Genomic DNA, 14,096 nt, shown 5'->3' with positions numbered 1-14,096 from the left:
CGAAGTGCGCACGCGCCCTACTTCGACGGGGCCCCCGCGGGCTCGGCGTCGGGCGTGGCGTCCGACTCGGACGTCACCGCACCGGTCTGCTGCCAGGCGACGGTCTGCTTCGGCTTCGCCAGGAACAGCGCCGCGACGATGGCGACGACCAACACGATGGCCGGCAGGTAGAGCGACTGCCCCATCGCCGTCGCGAACGGCTCCTGCAGGAACTGCGGCAGCGCGCCGACCTGCTGCTCGGCGCCACCGGCGGAGGGCCCGCCGGACGATGCCGGGAAGTTCGCGGTGATCCGCGCCTCCATGAGGGCGGCGATGCCCGCGGAACCCAGGACGGCACCGATCTGGCGCGTGGTGTTGTAGACACCCGAGCCGGCTCCGGCCAGCTTCGGCGGCAGGTTGCGCGTCGCCGAGACCGACAGCGGCCCCCACATGCAGGCGTTGGCGAGCCCGAGGAGCGCGCTCGGCAGGAGCACCCAGCCCCACTCGGCGCCGTTCGACAGCAGGGCGCCGAACCAGAACAGGCCGGCCGAGAAGCAGGCGAGGCCGAACGCGGCGACCCAGCGCGGGTTCCAGCGGTTCAGGTTCTTGCCGACGATCGGGGCCAGGGCCGCCGACAGCACGGCCTGCGGCACGAGGAGCAGCGCGGCCTGGGTGGGCGAGAAGCGCAGGACGTCCTGTGCCCACAGCATGATCGGCAGGGCGAACGATGCGATCGCCACACCGACGGCCGTGATGGCGACGTTGGCCAGGGTGAAGTTGCGGTCGCGGAACAGGCCGAGCGGCAGCAGCGGCTCGCCCTGCTGCACGCCCTGCCAGACGACGAACCCGGCGAGCACGACGAGGCCGACGATGATGAGCGCCCAGACCGAGATCGGACCCGCGATGGTGCCCCAGTCGTAGGTCTCGCCCTCCTGGATGCCGAAGACGAGCAGGAACAGGCCGACCGCGCTCAGCACGATCCCCAGGTAGTCGAAGCGGTGCCCGTGGCGGTCGAACGACGGCACGAAGCGCTGCGCGAGCACGAAGGCGACGACACCGACGGGGACGTTCACGAAGAAGATCCACTCCCAGCCGAAGCCGTCGACGAGCAGGCCGCCCAGGATCGGGCCGACGAGCGACGCGATGCCGGCGACGGCGCCCCAGAGGCCCATCGCCGCGCCGCGGTTCTGCGGCGGGAAGATGCGCGTGATGACGGACATCGTCTGCGGGCTCATCATCGCGGCGCCCAGGCCCTGCACGACGCGGGCGACGATGAGCACCTCGATCGACCCGGCCAGGCCGCACCACAGGCTGGCGAGCGTGAAGACGACGAGGCCGATCTGGTACATGACCTTCGGGCCGAAGCGGTCACCGAGCCGGCCGGTGATGAGCAGCGGCACGGCGTAGGCGAGCAGGTAGGCGCTCGTCACCCAGATCACGGCGTTGATGTCCGCGTCGAGCTCCTGGGCGATGGTGGGGGTGGCGACCGACACGATGGTCGAGTCGACGAGGATCATGAAGAACCCGACGACGAGCGCCCAGAGGGCGGGCCACGGCTTCTTCTCGGTCGTCCGCGGTGGCGTGACGGTGGTCATCGAGTGGTGTCCTTGCTGTTGGTGGGGAGTTCGGTGGGGACGGCCGGGCCGTCCCAGGGGAGGTCGCCGCCGTCGATGCGGTCGACCGTGGTGCGGAGCCACTCGATCTGCGCGGTGAGCATGGCACGCACGTACGACACGTCGAGCCAGTACCGCTCGGTCAGCTGCTTCGCGTGCACTCGCCGGAGCGCTTCGTCGTACTCGTCGCGCTCCCGCTCGAGCGCGACGATCCGGGCCCGGACGGCATCGACCGCCTCGGCCCGCGGCAGGTTCTCGAGCACCGAGAGCGCCAGGTGGAACTCGGGGTACTCGTCGGCGGGCTCGGCCACCATGCGGCGCAGCCCGTCCGCCAGGGCCGTCCGCCCCGCGTCGGTGATCGTGTAGGTGGTGCGTTCGGGCCGGTTGCCGTCGCGGTCGGTGCCGACGACCTCGGCGAGGCCGAGCTCGGCGAGGCGGCCGACCTGGTGGTAGAGCGTGCCCGGCCGAACCTTGACGTTCCGCTCCTCCTGGCGGTGGAGCATCGTCTGGAACATCTCGTAGGGGTGTATCGGCGCCTCGTTCAGCAGGTCGAGTGCGGCGAACGCGAGCGGCGTGAGCGACGCCATCCGGGCCTCCTGACAGATCGGTGCGGCAGTCTTCCGACTGGACTATTCGACGTCGAATATACGGAGTGGAACACAGGTGAGCAAACGCACAGGACGTTCCCCACAGGAGGCCCGGATCCGTCCCGGCGTGTCGCGCGCGCCCCGTAGACTGGTCGCGTCCCCCCACCCCTGAAGCGCTGGAGAGAACACGTGCCAACGATCGTCGTCGAGGTCATGCCCAAGGCCGAGATCCTCGACCCCCAGGGGAAGGCAGTGGGCAACGCCCTCGCCCGCCTGGGCAAGGCCGACCTGACCAACGTCCGCATCGGCAAGCGCTTCGAGGTGACCGTCGACGGCCCCGTCGACGACGCCAAGCTGGCCGAGGTGCGCGAGATCGCCGCCGACGTCTTCTCCAACGCCGTGATCGAGGACGTCGTCTCGGTGAGCGTGGCCGAGTGAGCGCCATGCGGATCGGCGTCATCACGTTCCCCGGCTCGCTCGACGACCGCGACGCCCAGCGCGCGGTCCGCCTCGCCGGTGCCGAACCCGTCGCGCTCTGGCACGGCGACCACGACCTGCAGGGCGTCGACGCCATCGTGCTGCCCGGCGGGTTCTCGTACGGCGACTACCTGCGTGCCGGCGCCATCGCGGCGAAGGCCCCGATCATGGCCGAGGTCATCGACGCCGCCGGCAAGGGTATGCCCGTGCTCGGCATCTGCAACGGCTTCCAGATGCTGGCCGAGGCCCGCCTGGTGCCCGGCGCGCACACCCGCAACGCGCACCAGCAGTTCATCCGCCGCGACCAGAAGCTCCGCGTCGAGACCACCTCGACCGCCTGGACCAGCGGGTTCACGGCGGAGCAGGAGATCACGATCCCGCTCAAGAACGCCGACGGTCGCTTCGTCGCGGACGCCGACGAGATCAAGCGCATCGAGGACAACGGCCAGGTGGTGTTCCGCTACGTCGGCGTGAACCCGAACGGCTCCATCGACGACATCGCGGGCGTCTCGAACGAGCGCGGCAACGTCGTCGGCCTCATGCCGCACCCCGAGCACGCGACGGAGGCCGGCTTCGGCCCGGACACCCCCGCCGCCATGGCCTCCGGTACGGACGGCCTGACCTTCTTCACCTCCGTGATCGAGCACGCGCTCGTCAAGTGACAGGGAACAACGACACCGTGACGACCTCCGTTCGCCCGAAGCCCGACACCGTGCAGGACGCGGCGGCCACCCCCGACAAGGAGCAGCCGTACGACGCGCTGGGCCTGAAGCCGGACGAGTACGCCCGCATCAAGGAGATCCTGGGCCGCCGCCCCACCTCGGGCGAGCTGGCGATGTACTCGGTCATGTGGAGCGAGCACTGCTCGTACAAGTCCTCCAAGAACTACCTCCGTCAGTTCGGCAAGAAGGTCACGCCGGAGATGACGAAGAACCTGATGGTCGGCATGGGCGAGAACGCCGGTGTCGTCGACGTCGGCAACGGCTGGGCGGTGACCTTCAAGGTCGAGTCGCACAACCACCCGTCCTACGTCGAGCCGTACCAGGGCGCGGCCACCGGGGTCGGCGGCATCGTCCGCGACATCATCTCGATGGGCGCCCGCCCGGTCGCCGTGATGGACCAGCTCCGCTTCGGCGCGATCGACCACGAGGACACCCAGCGCGTCGTGCACGGCGTCGTCGGCGGCATCTCGTTCTACGGCAACTGCCTCGGCCTGCCGAACATCGGCGGCGAGACCTACTTCGACCCGGTGTACCAGGGCAACCCGCTGGTCAACGCCCTCGCGGTCGGCGTCCTGCGCCACGAGGACCTGCACCTGGCGAACGCCTCGGGCGCGGGCAACAAGGTCGTGCTGTTCGGTGCCCGCACGGGTGGCGACGGCATCGGCGGCGCGTCGATCCTGGCCTCCGACACCTTCACCGAGGGCGGCCCGACCAAGCGTCCGGCCGTGCAGGTCGGCGACCCGTTCGCCGAGAAGGTCCTGATCGAGTGCTGCCTCGAGCTGTTCCAGAAGGAACTCGTCGAGGGCATCCAGGACCTCGGCGCCGCGGGCATCTCCTGCGCCACCTCGGAGCTCGCCTCCAACGGTGACGGCGGCATGCACATCTCGCTCGACGACGTCCTGCTCCGCGATCCCACGCTCACCGCCGAAGAGATCCTGATGTCGGAGAGCCAGGAGCGCATGATGGCGGTCGTCCGCCCCGACAAGCTCGACGAGTTCCTGAGCGTCGTCGGCAAGTGGGAGGTCGAGACCAGCGTGCTCGGCGAGGTCACCGGCACCGGTCGCCTCGTCATCGACTGGCAGGGCCAGGAGATCGTGAACGTCGACCCGCGCACCGTCGCCGTCGACGGCCCGGTCTACGACCGCCCGGTCGCCTACCCGACCTGGATCGACGCGCTGCAGGCCGACACCGCCGCCTCGCTCGACCGTCCCTCCGACGGCCCCGCGCTCAAGGCGCAGTTCCTCAGCCTGCTCGGCTCGCCGAACCTGGCGTCGAAGAACTGGGTCACGAACCAGTACGACACGTACGTGCTCGGCAACACCGCGCTGTCCTTCCCCGACGACGGCGGCATGATCCGCGTCGACGAGGAGACGGGCCTCGGTGTCGCCATCGCCACCGACGCGAACGGTCGCTACTGCCAGCTCGACCCGAAGCAGGGCGCCCGCCTGGCCCTCGCCGAGGCGTACCGCAACGTCGCCGTCACCGGTGCCGTGCCCGCGGCCGTCACCGACTGCCTGAACTTCGGCTCCCCCGAGAACCCCGAGGTCATGTGGCAGTTCTCCGAGGCCGTCGAAGGCCTGGCGGACGGCTGCATGGAGCTCGGCATCCCGGTCACCGGCGGCAACGTGTCGTTCTACAACCAGACCGGCACGACCCCGATCCACCCGACGCCCGTGGTCGGTGTGCTCGGCATCATCGACGACGTCGCCAAGCGCGTGCCGTCGGGGTGGCAGGACGACGGCCACAACATCTACCTGCTCGGCACGACCTCGCTCGAGCTCGACGGTTCGGCGTGGGCCGGCACCGTGCACGGGCACCTGGGCGGGCGCCCGCCGGCGGTCGACCTCGAGCGCGAGAAGGCCCTGGCCGAGCTGCTGTACGCGGCGTCGGGCGAGCAGCTCCTGACCAGCGCGCACGACCTGGCGGACGGCGGCCTCGGCCAGTCGCTCGCCGAGTCGGTCCTGCGCTTCGGCATCGGTGCCCGTGTGGTCCTCGACGAGGTCGAGACCCGCGACGGCATCGACACCGCGACGGCGCTGTTCTCCGAGTCGACCGGCCGCGTCATCGTGACCGTCCGCCGCGAGGACGACGTGCGGTTCCAGGGCATGTGCGACGGCCGGGGCTTCCCGGTCCTGCGCATCGGCGTCACCGACGCGACGTCGGGCACGCTCGAGGTCCAGGGCGCGTTCGAGGCGACGATCGACGAGCTGCGCGGCACCCACGCCGCGACGCTGCCGGCCCGCTTCGGCGACGTGATCGTCGAGGACGTCACCGAGGGGTACGTCGGCCGTGGGCCGCTCGACTCCGACGGTGCGTTCTCGCCGCGCACCGACGCCTAGACGCCGCTCGCGCATGCCGATCGTCACGCTGCCCTTCGCCGAGCTCGTCGACCGGTTCGGTCCCGTCCCGGACGGCGTCGAGCTGGACGTCTGGGACGTCGAAGCGCCCCATCCCCGCCCGGACGAGGTCGCGATCACGTTCCTGCCGTTCTACTTCGCCGGACGGCACCGGTGGCAGTACGTGCACGACCTGCCGGGGCTCCAGCTGCTGCAGCTGCCGAGCGCCGGGTACGAGCACGCGATCCCGCACGTGCCCGGCCATGCCGCGCTCGCGAACGGCCGGGGCATCCACGACGACGAGACGGCCGAGCTCGCCGTCGGCCTCGCGCTGACGTCGCTCCGCGAGATCGCGGCGTTCCAGACCGACCGTGCGAACGGCGTCTGGGACGCCCGCGAGACCCGGTCGTTGGCGGACCGGCGTGTGACGGTCGTCGGGTACGGGGCGATCGGGTCTGCGATCGCGACGCGCTTCGAGGCGTTCCGCACCGAGGTCACCGTGGTCGCCCGCACCGCTCGCGAGCAGGACGGCCGGCACGTGCACGCGTTCGGCGAACTGCCCGAGCTGGCCCGGACGACCGACGTGCTCGTGCTCATCGCACCGCTCACCGACGAGACCGAGGGCTTGGTCGACGCCGAGCTGCTCGCGGCACTGCCGGACGGCGCCCTGGTGGTCAACGTGGCACGGGGCAAGGTCGTCGACACCGACGCCCTGGTCGCCGAGCTGCAGTCCGAGCGGCTCTTCGCGGCGCTCGACGTCACGGACCCCGAGCCGCTGCCCGCCGGCCACGCACTGTGGACGACGCCCAACACCGTGCTCACCCCGCACGTCGGCGGCAACACCGACCTGAGCGTGCCGCGGTCGGTCGAGCTCATGCGCAAGCAGGTGGCCGCGCTGGCCGAGGGGCGTCCGTTCGAGAACCTGATCGAGTTCTAGCCGACGCGTTCGGGGGCCCGGACACGCCGGCGTCTCGGCGCGTCCGGGGCCCCGGTGCGACGCCAGCAAGTCAGCGCGTCCGGAGGCCCGAACACGCCGGCGTCTCGGCTCGACGCCGCCGAACGACCGAGACGCCGCCGAGTTCGGGGGCGTCTCGACGTCGTCGGGGCGTCCACCGAACACGCCGGCGTCATGCGCCCCCGAGGACGACGGCGCTCGGACGCCCCGGCCTCAGAGCGGGACGACGCAGGTCGGCGTGCCCACCCGGACCTGTGCGACCGCTTCGCCGGGCAGCCCGTCGGCGTCCAGGGGCAGCACCGCGACGGCGTCGGACATCTGGTTCGCCACCAGGACGAACCCGGGCACCCGGGCGAAGTGCCGCGGCCAGGTCCCGCCGCAGGGCACGGACGCCGACATCGACAGCCCACCGTCGCTGGCGTCGAGCACCACGAGCAGGTCCCGCCCCCGCACCGCGACGTACACGCGGCCGGCATCGTCGACCTCGATGTGGCTGAGCAGGGACTCCCCCACCTCGCCGTCGAAGGTCGCAGCGGTGGCGACGGTCCGGAACGAGCCGGAGTCGTCGCGCCGCAGCCGGTGCACCCGGCCGTCCAGCTCGCCGGCGACGAACAGGTCGCCGTCGTACCAGGCCATGTGCCGCGGCCCGGTCCCCGGTTCGACGTGGTGCACGCGGAGCGGTTCGAGCACGGTGTCACCCGCACGCCCCTCGGTGTCCACGACGATGCGGAACTCGTGCAGGGCGTCGCCTCCGAGGTCGGCGACCAGCACCGTGCCGTCCGGTGTCGCGACGGACTGGTGGGCGTGCGGGCCCTCCTGGCGGTCCTCGTCGGGACCGGTGGCGTCGGGGAGCACGGCGACCGCGACGGCATCGGCCGGGACGGAGCGCTGGTCGGCCTCCCCGTGCAGCACCACGCCGTCGCTGGCGGTCACCGAGGCCGCGTGCGACTCGGCGACGGCGAGCGGGATCGCGGCGACCGTGCCGGAGACGTAGTTCGTGACGACGAGCGCGCCGGACGGGTCGACCCGGACGTGGCACGGGGCGTCGCCGCAGGCGGTGGCGTCCCACAGGTGCTCGAGCGCGCCACCCTGCAGCCGGAAGGCGGACACGCCGCCGTCGTTCTTCTCGGAGACGGCGTAGACCCGGTCACCCGACACGGCGAGGAACGAGGGGTCGTCGAGCACGGCGACGGTCCGGGGCGTCGGGAGCGCTCCGGCCGGCCCGCCGTCGACCAGTGAGATGCCGGTGCCGTTCCCACCGCCCGTCGCCGTGTACGAGCCGATGAGCAGCGTCGGGAGTCCGGCGCTCATTCGTCGCGCCCGGCGATGCGCTCGTGGTGGTGGATGACCTCGGCGACGATGAAGTTGAGGAACTTCTCGGCGAAGGCGGGGTCGAGGTGCGAGTCGGCGGCGAGCGACCGGAGTCGTGCGACCTGGATGCGCTCACGGTCCGGGTCGGCCGCCGGCATGCCCGACGCGGCCTTCAGGTGTCCGACGCGCTGGGTGTACTTGAACCGCTCGGCGAGCATGTGGATGACGGCGGCGTCGATGTTGTCGATGCTCTGCCGGATGCTCCGGAGCTCGGCGACGGCCGTCGCGTCGGAGTCGGGCGGGGTGACGTCGTCGTTCATGCACCGAGCCTACTGGCGGACGCGGAGCCGATCCCCGAGGAGTCCTGCGACAATGGGAGCATGTCGGTCCTGCTGGTGATCTCGGGCGTCTTCGCGGTTCTCGCGGGCCTGATCCACGTGTACATCTTCTTCCTCGAGTCCATCATCTGGACCAGTCCCCGGGCGCGCAAGGTCTTCGGCATCGCCTCGGAGACCGACGCCGCCGCCACCCGGTCGCTCGCGTTCAACCAGGGGTTCTACAACCTGTTCCTGGCGATCGGCGCGATCCTCGGTGTCGTGCTCGTCCTGGCCGGCAACACCGTGAGCGGCTGGACCCTCGTGGTCTTCTCGACCGCGAGCATGCTCGGCGCCGCCGTGATCCTGCTCGGGTCGGGCCGCAAGTACGTCAACTCCGCGTTCAAGCAGGGCACGCTCCCCCTCATCGCGCTGCTCTTCGCGCTGCTCGGCTCGACCGTCGGCGTCTAGCGACTCACCACGGACCGCGAGCGCACAGCAGCGAACGCGGTCGCGAGCCCGAAGTACGAAAGCGACAGGGTGCCACCGAACATCGGCGGCACCCTGTCGCTCCCGCGGGACTGACCAGCAGCGCTGACCAGCAGTACCGACCAGCGAGCCCAGCCCTAGCCGAGCTTCTCCTCGAACTGCGCCGGCAGCTTGTCCAGTGCCCACTCGATCGCCGCCGTCGTCCCCATCGAGAACGCCGACGAGACGTCCTGGTCGTCGAACACGATCGCGTGCCCGGCCTCGACCGACGGCACCTTCTGGAACAGCTTGTTCGACGACGCCTCGGACGCGTCGACGTAGATCGGCAGGATCAGCGTCAGGTCGGCGTCGAGCAGGTCGAGGTTCTCGTCGGACAGGCGCACCGAGAACTCCTTGCCGGCCTGCTCGTCGATGGCCTCCGGGATCTCGAAGCCCAGGTTGCGCATGAACGTCGAGCGGCTGTCGGTGGAGGCGTAGGCCCCGAAGCCCTCGGAGCTGTACGCACCGACGACGGCGGTCTTGCCCGCGAAGTCCGGGTGCGCCTCGCGCGCCTTTGCGTAGGCGTCGTCGAGGCCGGAGAGCAGCTCCTTGCCCTCGGACTCCTTGCCGAGCGCCTTCGCGATCATCGTGGTCTGCTGCTCGGTCGAGGCGAGGTAGTTCTCGCCGCCCTTCGGGATCGCCACGGTCGGCGCGATGGCCGAGAGCTTGTCGTACCGCTCCTTGTCACCCGACGACTTCACGTCGAGGATCACGTCGGGGTCGAGCTTGAGGATGTCCTCGTAGCTCGGCTCGAGCGTCTGGATGATCTTCGGCGACTCGTCGTACGCCCCCTTCAACCACGGGCCGACGCCGTCGCCACCGAAGGCGAGCCAGTCGCTCGCGCCGACGGGCTGCACGCCGAGCTCGAGCGCGGTCTCCGCGTCGCCCCAGCCGAGTGCGACGACGCGCTTCGGCTCGGACTCGATCGTCGTGGTGCCGAGGCCGGTCGTGATGGAGACGGGGAACGCCGCGTCGGACGAACCCGAGGACGATCCGGTGGAGGAGTCGGAGCCGGAGCCAGAGGCGCACCCGGCGAGGACGAGGGACGCAGCGGCGACGGCGCCGGCTGCGGCGAGCACGCGGCGGAGACGGAGGGGAGAGTTCACGAAGGGTAGCCTAACCTAACGGGGTGCGCAGGAACACGCCTGGATAGGCTGGGGCACCGTGGCGCCATCTGATCCCGGCCGCACGCACCTCGCGGTGCTCGGCTCCCCCATCGCGCACTCGCTCTCGCCCACGCTCCACGCTGCGGCCTACGACGCGCTCGACCTGCCCTTCACGTACGGGAGGCACGAGGTCGCGTCCGGCGGGCTCGCCGCGTTCGTCGCGGGGCTGGGTCCGGAGTGGCGTGGGCTGAGCCTGACGATGCCGCTCAAGCGCGAGGTGCTGCCGCTGCTCGACCGCACCACCCCGCTCGTCGACGAGCTCGGGGTCGCGAACACGGTCGCGTTCCGCCACGAGGGGTCCACGATCGTCCGAGCCGGCGCCAACACCGACGTGCAGGGGCTGGTGCGCCCGGTCGAGGCGCTCGGGCACCTGCCGGGCGAGGCGACGATCCTGGGCGGCGGGGCCACCGCGGCGAGCGCCCTGACCGCGGCCGTCCGGCTCGGGGCGTCGCTCGTCCGGGTGTTCGTGCGCGACGCCGCGAAGACGCGCGCGCTCGTCGACCTGGCCGTCCGGCTCGGTGTGACGCTCCAGGTCCACCCCCTGACCGAACTCCCCGGCACGCACCACGGGTTCGTCGTCTCGACGCTGCCCGGTGGCGCCGCCGACCCGCTCGACCTGCGTCCGTCGGGGCCCGACGCGGTGCTCTTCGACGTCGCCTACGAACCGTGGCCGACCGCCGCGGCCGGGCGCTGGTCGGACGCCGGAGGACGCGTGCTGAACGGCCTCGACATGCTCACCGAGCAGGCGATCGGCCAGATCCGGTTCTTCCTGACGGGCGACGAGGATGAGTTGCTGCCCGACGAGGCCGGGGTCCGCCGGGCGATGCGCACCGCGGTCGGCCTGCCCGGAGTGATCGGGCGGTAGCCGCGGAGTCACCGACGACGACGATCAGCCGACCACGCCGTCCACGTAGAACCACCGCCCCTGCTCGCGGACGAAGTCGCTCGTCTCCTCGAGCGTGCCGCGGTCGTCGTCGGAACGCCACCACGCGCGGAACGTGACGGTGCCTCGGGAGTCGAACGGGCCTCCCGAGCTGGTCGCCAGCACGTCCAACCGGGTCCAGCGCTGGGACGGGTCCAGCTCGAGCTCCGCCGGGCGGGTGCGCGGGTGCCAGGTGAGCAGCAGGTACTCCGGCAGGCCGAGCGCGAAGGCGGTGAAGCGGGAGCGCATGAGCCGCTCGGCCGTCGGCGCGACGGCCCCCGCGTGCAGCGGGCCGCAGCACTCGCCGTAGGGGTTCCCGCTCAGGCAGGGGCAGCGCGTCTCGTCGGTGACCACGCCGGAACGCTAGTCGACGATCGAGATCGAGACCGTGATGTTGCCACGGGTGGCGTTCGAGTACGGGCAGATCTCGTGGGCGCGCTCGGTCAGGCGCTGGCGCTGCTCCCGCTCGGCGGCGGGTGCGTAGACGTCGAGTTCGACGGCCAGGCCGAAGGTGCCCTCGCCGGCGCTGCCGATGCTGACCTCCGCCGAGACCTCGGCGCCGGTGGTGTCGACCTCGAGCTCCCGGCCAGCGGCGTGCAGGGCGCCGAGGAAGCACGCGGCGTACCCGGCGGCGAAGAGCTGCTCGGGGTTGGTGCCCTCGCCGCTGCCGCCCATCTCCCGGGGCGGGCGGGTGTCCAGGTCGAGCCGGTCGTCCTCGCTGCGGACGTGCCCGTCGCGGCCGCCCCCGGTGGCGTGGGCGGCGGCGGTGTAGACGATGTCGAGACTCATGGTCCGAGGTGATCGCCCTCGCCTGGACGATCCCTGAGCAGCAGCACCACGGCGGGCCGAGCGTGGCCCGGGTCACCGCGAGCTCGGGCGTGGCGCGTGCCGTGCGCTCGCCCCGCCCGCGCGCCCGCCACGACCCGCCCCCACCGAGTGAGCAGAAGACGTCGGGTCGCGTACCCGCACCCGACGTCTTCTGCTCACTCGACGCCCACACGACGCCCGCGCACCCACGCCCCGCCCGCGCGGCGCTCGGGCCCATCGGGTAGACATGATGGGTGTTCAAGATCGGGTGGCAGGTGTTCCGCGAGCGTCTGCCCGGACTCGTCAGCCGCGAGCGCCGCCGCCGCATCGCGCTCGTCGGCGTCGTCGCGGCCGTCGTCGCGTTCGTCGGCCTGGTGGTGCTCGGGGTGACGACACCCGTGCTCGACGGCATCCCGCTCGCTCCCGTCGGCTCGGTCGTCGTGGCGCTGCTCGTCGCCGTCGGCATCGGGTGCACCGCCGCCGGGTGCGTCCCGACCGGGCCGAAGGGGTGGGCGGTCCCGCCGCTCCCCGGCATCGGGTGGCGCACGCAGGAGGCGATCGTCCGGTACTCCCGGAGCAACCCGCCCCCGCTCGCCCCGGAACACCGCGACGCCGTCCTCGACCGCCTGCCCGAGAACCGCGACCTGCTCGTCCGCACCGCCGTCAGCGGCCTCCTCCTGCTGGCCGGAGGCGTGGCTGTGCTGGTCGCCCTGGTCGTCGTCACCGTCGCCCAGATCGTCAGCGACGGCGACGTGTGGCGGTTCCCGCTGTTCTGGCTCTTCATGGGCTTCTTGGGCTCCGCCTCCGGGATCGGCAGCATCCGTCGACTCGGGCGGCAGGAACAGCTCCGCGTCGAGGCCGAGGCACTGCCGCCGGTCCCCACCCCCCTGCCGCCGCGTGGCCGCCCCGGCTCCCCGGGCGGCAGCAAGCTCGCACTGCCCGAGGAGTGACGCGTGTTCTCCCTGGGCCTGCAGGTCTTCCGCCGGCACGTGACGGACGTGCTCGATCCGGCACGCGTCCGCCGTGCCGGCGCGTGGTCCGGTCTCGCGGCGGTCGTCGCCCTGGTCGGCATGGCCGTCCTGGAGGCCCGGGTCGGCTGGACGGGGGCACCTGCGGCCCGCAGCGTGGTCGCGATGGTGCTGCTGGCGACGGGCGTCGGGCTCCTGACCTTCGCGTGCATCCCGACGTGGCGGGCGCCGCAGCCCTCGACGACGATCAACGGCCGGCAGGTCCGGGCGTCGTGGCAGTGGGCGGCGCGGCCTTCGGTCCAGCCGTACCTGCGGCGCCGAGCGGTCCCGATCCGCCCCGAGGACCGCGAGACCGTCCGGACCGACACCGTGCTGCTCAGCCGCGGCCTGATCGGTGTGCTCGCCAGGACGGTCCCGCTGGCCGCTGCCGGGGCCGCCGCGCTCGTCGGGGGCGTCGTGCTCGGCGGCCTGCCCGTCGTCTGGGCGCTGTGGCCGGTGGTCTACGGCCTGCAGTTCCCGGACCTCGTCGTGCGGCTCGGGCGGTCCGAACGCGCGCGTCGGGCAGCCGAGGCGCTCGACCCGCTGGCCGAGACGCCCACGCACACCACTCCGTGAGGCCCGCCACCCGCACCGCTGTCGGCGGCGACGGGCACACTGGGCGCATGTGTGGAAGGTTCGTCGTCTCCGACACCACGGCCGATCTGTTGCCCGAGCTGATGGGCGAGCTCGCCGCCCGGACCGAGCACGTCGACGAGGACACCGGCGAGGTCCGTGCCGGCCTCGCCCCGAGCTGGAACGTCGCACCGACCGACCCCGTGTACGCCGTCCGTCAGCGCGGCGGTGCGCGCGAGCTGCCGCAGATCAGCTGGGGCTTCGTGCCGAGCTGGGCGAAGGACTTCCAGAAGCAGCGCCCCAAGCCGATCAACGCCCGCATCGAGACGGTCGCCACCAGCGGCATGTTCCGGCGGGCCTTCGCCACGAACCGCTGCATCGTGCCGGCGCAGGGCTACTACGAGTGGGTCGTGCGCGAGGACGGCAAGGAACCCCACTTCGTGCACGAGCCCGGCGGCGCCCTGGCGATGGCCGGGGTCGTCAGTGCCTGGCCCGACCCGACGAAGCCCGAGGGTGACCCGGACCGGTGGCGGCTCTCGCTCGCGATCATCACCCGTGACGCCCACGTCGCCCCGGGCGAGGTGCACGACCGCATGCCGGCGTTCCTGACGCCGGACGGCTACGACGACTGGCTCGGCGGCGACCTGCGCACCGACGACCTGCTCGCCCTGCTCGACCACGAGTCCCTCGCGGTCGCGGCCGGCCTCGAGCAGTACGAGGTCGCCCGGACGGTCAACAGCGTGCGGAACGACGGTCCGCAGCTCATCGCGCCGGTCGCGTAGCGGGCGGCGCCCCGCGC

At 72.0% G+C, this 14,096-nt stretch carries 16 protein-coding genes; 9 read left to right on the top strand and 7 right to left on the bottom strand.

All coding sequences use genetic code 11. The features are described from left to right. Window positions 1-17: 17 nt before the first annotated feature. Both I8920_RS02780 and I8920_RS02775 read right to left on the bottom strand, forming a co-directional pair. Complete coding sequence (locus tag I8920_RS02780) at window positions 18-1,574, bottom strand: DHA2 family efflux MFS transporter permease subunit (protein ID WP_198657671.1); 1,557 nt, start codon at window positions 1,572-1,574, stop codon at window positions 18-20. After that, the gene (locus I8920_RS02775; protein WP_198657670.1) at window positions 1,571-2,179 is read right to left on the bottom strand and encodes a PadR family transcriptional regulator; all 609 of its coding nucleotides are present in this window, start codon (window positions 2,177-2,179) and stop codon (window positions 1,571-1,573) included. Before I8920_RS02775 ends, I8920_RS02780 begins: the two co-directional genes overlap by 4 nt. Before the next feature lie 189 nt (window positions 2,180-2,368). Between I8920_RS02775 and purS the strand changes: the two genes are divergently transcribed. Genes purS through I8920_RS02755 form a run of 4 tightly spaced genes read left to right on the top strand, consistent with a single transcriptional unit; the run spans window position 2,369 to window position 6,651 of the window. Beyond that, window positions 2,369-2,617: a phosphoribosylformylglycinamidine synthase subunit PurS gene (purS, locus tag I8920_RS02770; RefSeq protein WP_198657669.1), complete on the top strand. Its 249-nt coding sequence runs from the start codon at window positions 2,369-2,371 to the stop codon at window positions 2,615-2,617. 5 nt (window positions 2,618-2,622) lie between these two features. Then, complete coding sequence (gene purQ, locus I8920_RS02765) at window positions 2,623-3,318, top strand: phosphoribosylformylglycinamidine synthase subunit PurQ (protein WP_198658589.1); 696 nt, start codon at window positions 2,623-2,625, stop codon at window positions 3,316-3,318. Between the two features lie 17 nt (window positions 3,319-3,335). Further along, window positions 3,336-5,717 (top strand): phosphoribosylformylglycinamidine synthase subunit PurL, encoded by a 2,382-nt coding sequence (gene purL, locus I8920_RS02760; RefSeq protein ID WP_232832799.1) that lies wholly within the window; start codon window positions 3,336-3,338, stop codon window positions 5,715-5,717. Window positions 5,718-5,730: 13 nt separating this feature from the next. Further along, the gene (locus tag I8920_RS02755) at window positions 5,731-6,651 is read left to right on the top strand and encodes a 2-hydroxyacid dehydrogenase (protein WP_198657667.1); all 921 of its coding nucleotides are present in this window, start codon (window positions 5,731-5,733) and stop codon (window positions 6,649-6,651) included. Window positions 6,652-6,882: 231 nt separating this feature from the next. On the opposite strand, the gene I8920_RS02750 is transcribed toward I8920_RS02755, so the two are convergent. Both I8920_RS02750 and I8920_RS02745 read right to left on the bottom strand, forming a co-directional pair. After that, the gene (locus I8920_RS02750) at window positions 6,883-7,980 is read right to left on the bottom strand and encodes a lactonase family protein (protein WP_198657666.1); all 1,098 of its coding nucleotides are present in this window, start codon (window positions 7,978-7,980) and stop codon (window positions 6,883-6,885) included. Next, window positions 7,977-8,300 (bottom strand): chorismate mutase, encoded by a 324-nt coding sequence (locus I8920_RS02745; protein WP_198657665.1) that lies wholly within the window; start codon window positions 8,298-8,300, stop codon window positions 7,977-7,979. The genes I8920_RS02750 and I8920_RS02745 overlap by 4 nt, the downstream gene beginning before the upstream one ends. A gap of 60 nt (window positions 8,301-8,360) precedes the next feature. Between I8920_RS02745 and I8920_RS02740 the strand changes: the two genes are divergently transcribed. Beyond that, the gene (locus tag I8920_RS02740) at window positions 8,361-8,765 is read left to right on the top strand and encodes a DUF1304 domain-containing protein (RefSeq protein ID WP_198657664.1); all 405 of its coding nucleotides are present in this window, start codon (window positions 8,361-8,363) and stop codon (window positions 8,763-8,765) included. 155 nt (window positions 8,766-8,920) lie between these two features. On the opposite strand, the gene I8920_RS02735 is transcribed toward I8920_RS02740, so the two are convergent. Next, window positions 8,921-9,928, bottom strand: coding sequence for an iron-siderophore ABC transporter substrate-binding protein (locus tag I8920_RS02735; RefSeq protein ID WP_232832798.1), 1,008 nt, complete (start codon window positions 9,926-9,928; stop codon window positions 8,921-8,923). A gap of 58 nt (window positions 9,929-9,986) precedes the next feature. Between I8920_RS02735 and I8920_RS02730 the strand changes: the two genes are divergently transcribed. After that, complete coding sequence (locus I8920_RS02730) at window positions 9,987-10,853, top strand: shikimate dehydrogenase family protein (protein ID WP_198657663.1); 867 nt, start codon at window positions 9,987-9,989, stop codon at window positions 10,851-10,853. 24 nt (window positions 10,854-10,877) lie between these two features. Here I8920_RS02730 and I8920_RS02725 read toward each other — a convergent pair whose 3' ends face one another. Together I8920_RS02725 and I8920_RS02720 are read right to left on the bottom strand one after the other, a co-directional pair. Then, window positions 10,878-11,264 (bottom strand): YchJ family protein, encoded by a 387-nt coding sequence (locus I8920_RS02725; RefSeq protein WP_198657662.1) that lies wholly within the window; start codon window positions 11,262-11,264, stop codon window positions 10,878-10,880. A gap of 9 nt (window positions 11,265-11,273) precedes the next feature. After that, window positions 11,274-11,699, bottom strand: a complete 426-nt coding sequence (locus tag I8920_RS02720; protein ID WP_198657661.1) for an organic hydroperoxide resistance protein — start codon at window positions 11,697-11,699, stop codon at window positions 11,274-11,276. A 272-nt stretch (window positions 11,700-11,971) separates the two neighbouring features. On the opposite strand from I8920_RS02720, the gene I8920_RS02715 reads away from it, so the two are divergent. Genes I8920_RS02715 through I8920_RS02705 form a run of 3 tightly spaced genes read left to right on the top strand, consistent with a single transcriptional unit; the run spans window position 11,972 to window position 14,079 of the window. After that, window positions 11,972-12,667 carry a hypothetical protein gene (locus tag I8920_RS02715; protein WP_198657660.1) on the top strand — a complete coding sequence of 232 codons (696 nt, stop codon included), beginning with the start codon at window positions 11,972-11,974 and terminating at the stop codon, window positions 12,665-12,667. Window positions 12,668-12,670: 3 nt separating this feature from the next. Continuing rightward, window positions 12,671-13,300, top strand: coding sequence for a hypothetical protein (locus I8920_RS02710; RefSeq protein ID WP_198657659.1), 630 nt, complete (start codon window positions 12,671-12,673; stop codon window positions 13,298-13,300). A gap of 47 nt (window positions 13,301-13,347) precedes the next feature. Continuing rightward, window positions 13,348-14,079, top strand: a complete 732-nt coding sequence (locus I8920_RS02705) for an SOS response-associated peptidase (RefSeq protein WP_198657658.1) — start codon at window positions 13,348-13,350, stop codon at window positions 14,077-14,079. Window positions 14,080-14,096: the final 17 nt, after the last annotated feature.

It is taken from the genome of Curtobacterium sp. YC1 (assembly GCF_016267665.1).
Lineage (GTDB): Bacteria > Actinomycetota > Actinomycetes > Actinomycetales > Microbacteriaceae > Curtobacterium.
This window is presented reverse-complemented; position numbering and strand designations above follow the sequence as displayed.

What these genes read in the sequence shown, in the direction of transcription:
- I8920_RS02780 (WP_198657671.1), bottom strand. Translation starts at nt 1,574, where the DNA reads ATGACCACCGTCACGCCACCGCGGACGACCGAGAAGAAGCCGTGGCCC.
- I8920_RS02755 (WP_198657667.1), top strand. Translation starts at nt 5,731, where the DNA reads ATGCCGATCGTCACGCTGCCCTTCGCCGAGCTCGTCGACCGGTTCGGT.
- I8920_RS02750 (WP_198657666.1), bottom strand. Translation starts at nt 7,980, where the DNA reads ATGAGCGCCGGACTCCCGACGCTGCTCATCGGCTCGTACACGGCGACG.
- I8920_RS02705 (WP_198657658.1), top strand. Translation starts at nt 13,348, where the DNA reads ATGTGTGGAAGGTTCGTCGTCTCCGACACCACGGCCGATCTGTTGCCC.
- I8920_RS02720 (WP_198657661.1), bottom strand. Translation starts at nt 11,699, where the DNA reads ATGAGTCTCGACATCGTCTACACCGCCGCCGCCCACGCCACCGGGGGC.
- I8920_RS02745 (WP_198657665.1), bottom strand. Translation starts at nt 8,300, where the DNA reads ATGAACGACGACGTCACCCCGCCCGACTCCGACGCGACGGCCGTCGCC.
- I8920_RS02775 (WP_198657670.1), bottom strand. Translation starts at nt 2,179, where the DNA reads ATGGCGTCGCTCACGCCGCTCGCGTTCGCCGCACTCGACCTGCTGAAC.
- purQ (WP_198658589.1), top strand. Translation starts at nt 2,623, where the DNA reads ATGCGGATCGGCGTCATCACGTTCCCCGGCTCGCTCGACGACCGCGAC.
- I8920_RS02740 (WP_198657664.1), top strand. Translation starts at nt 8,361, where the DNA reads ATGTCGGTCCTGCTGGTGATCTCGGGCGTCTTCGCGGTTCTCGCGGGC.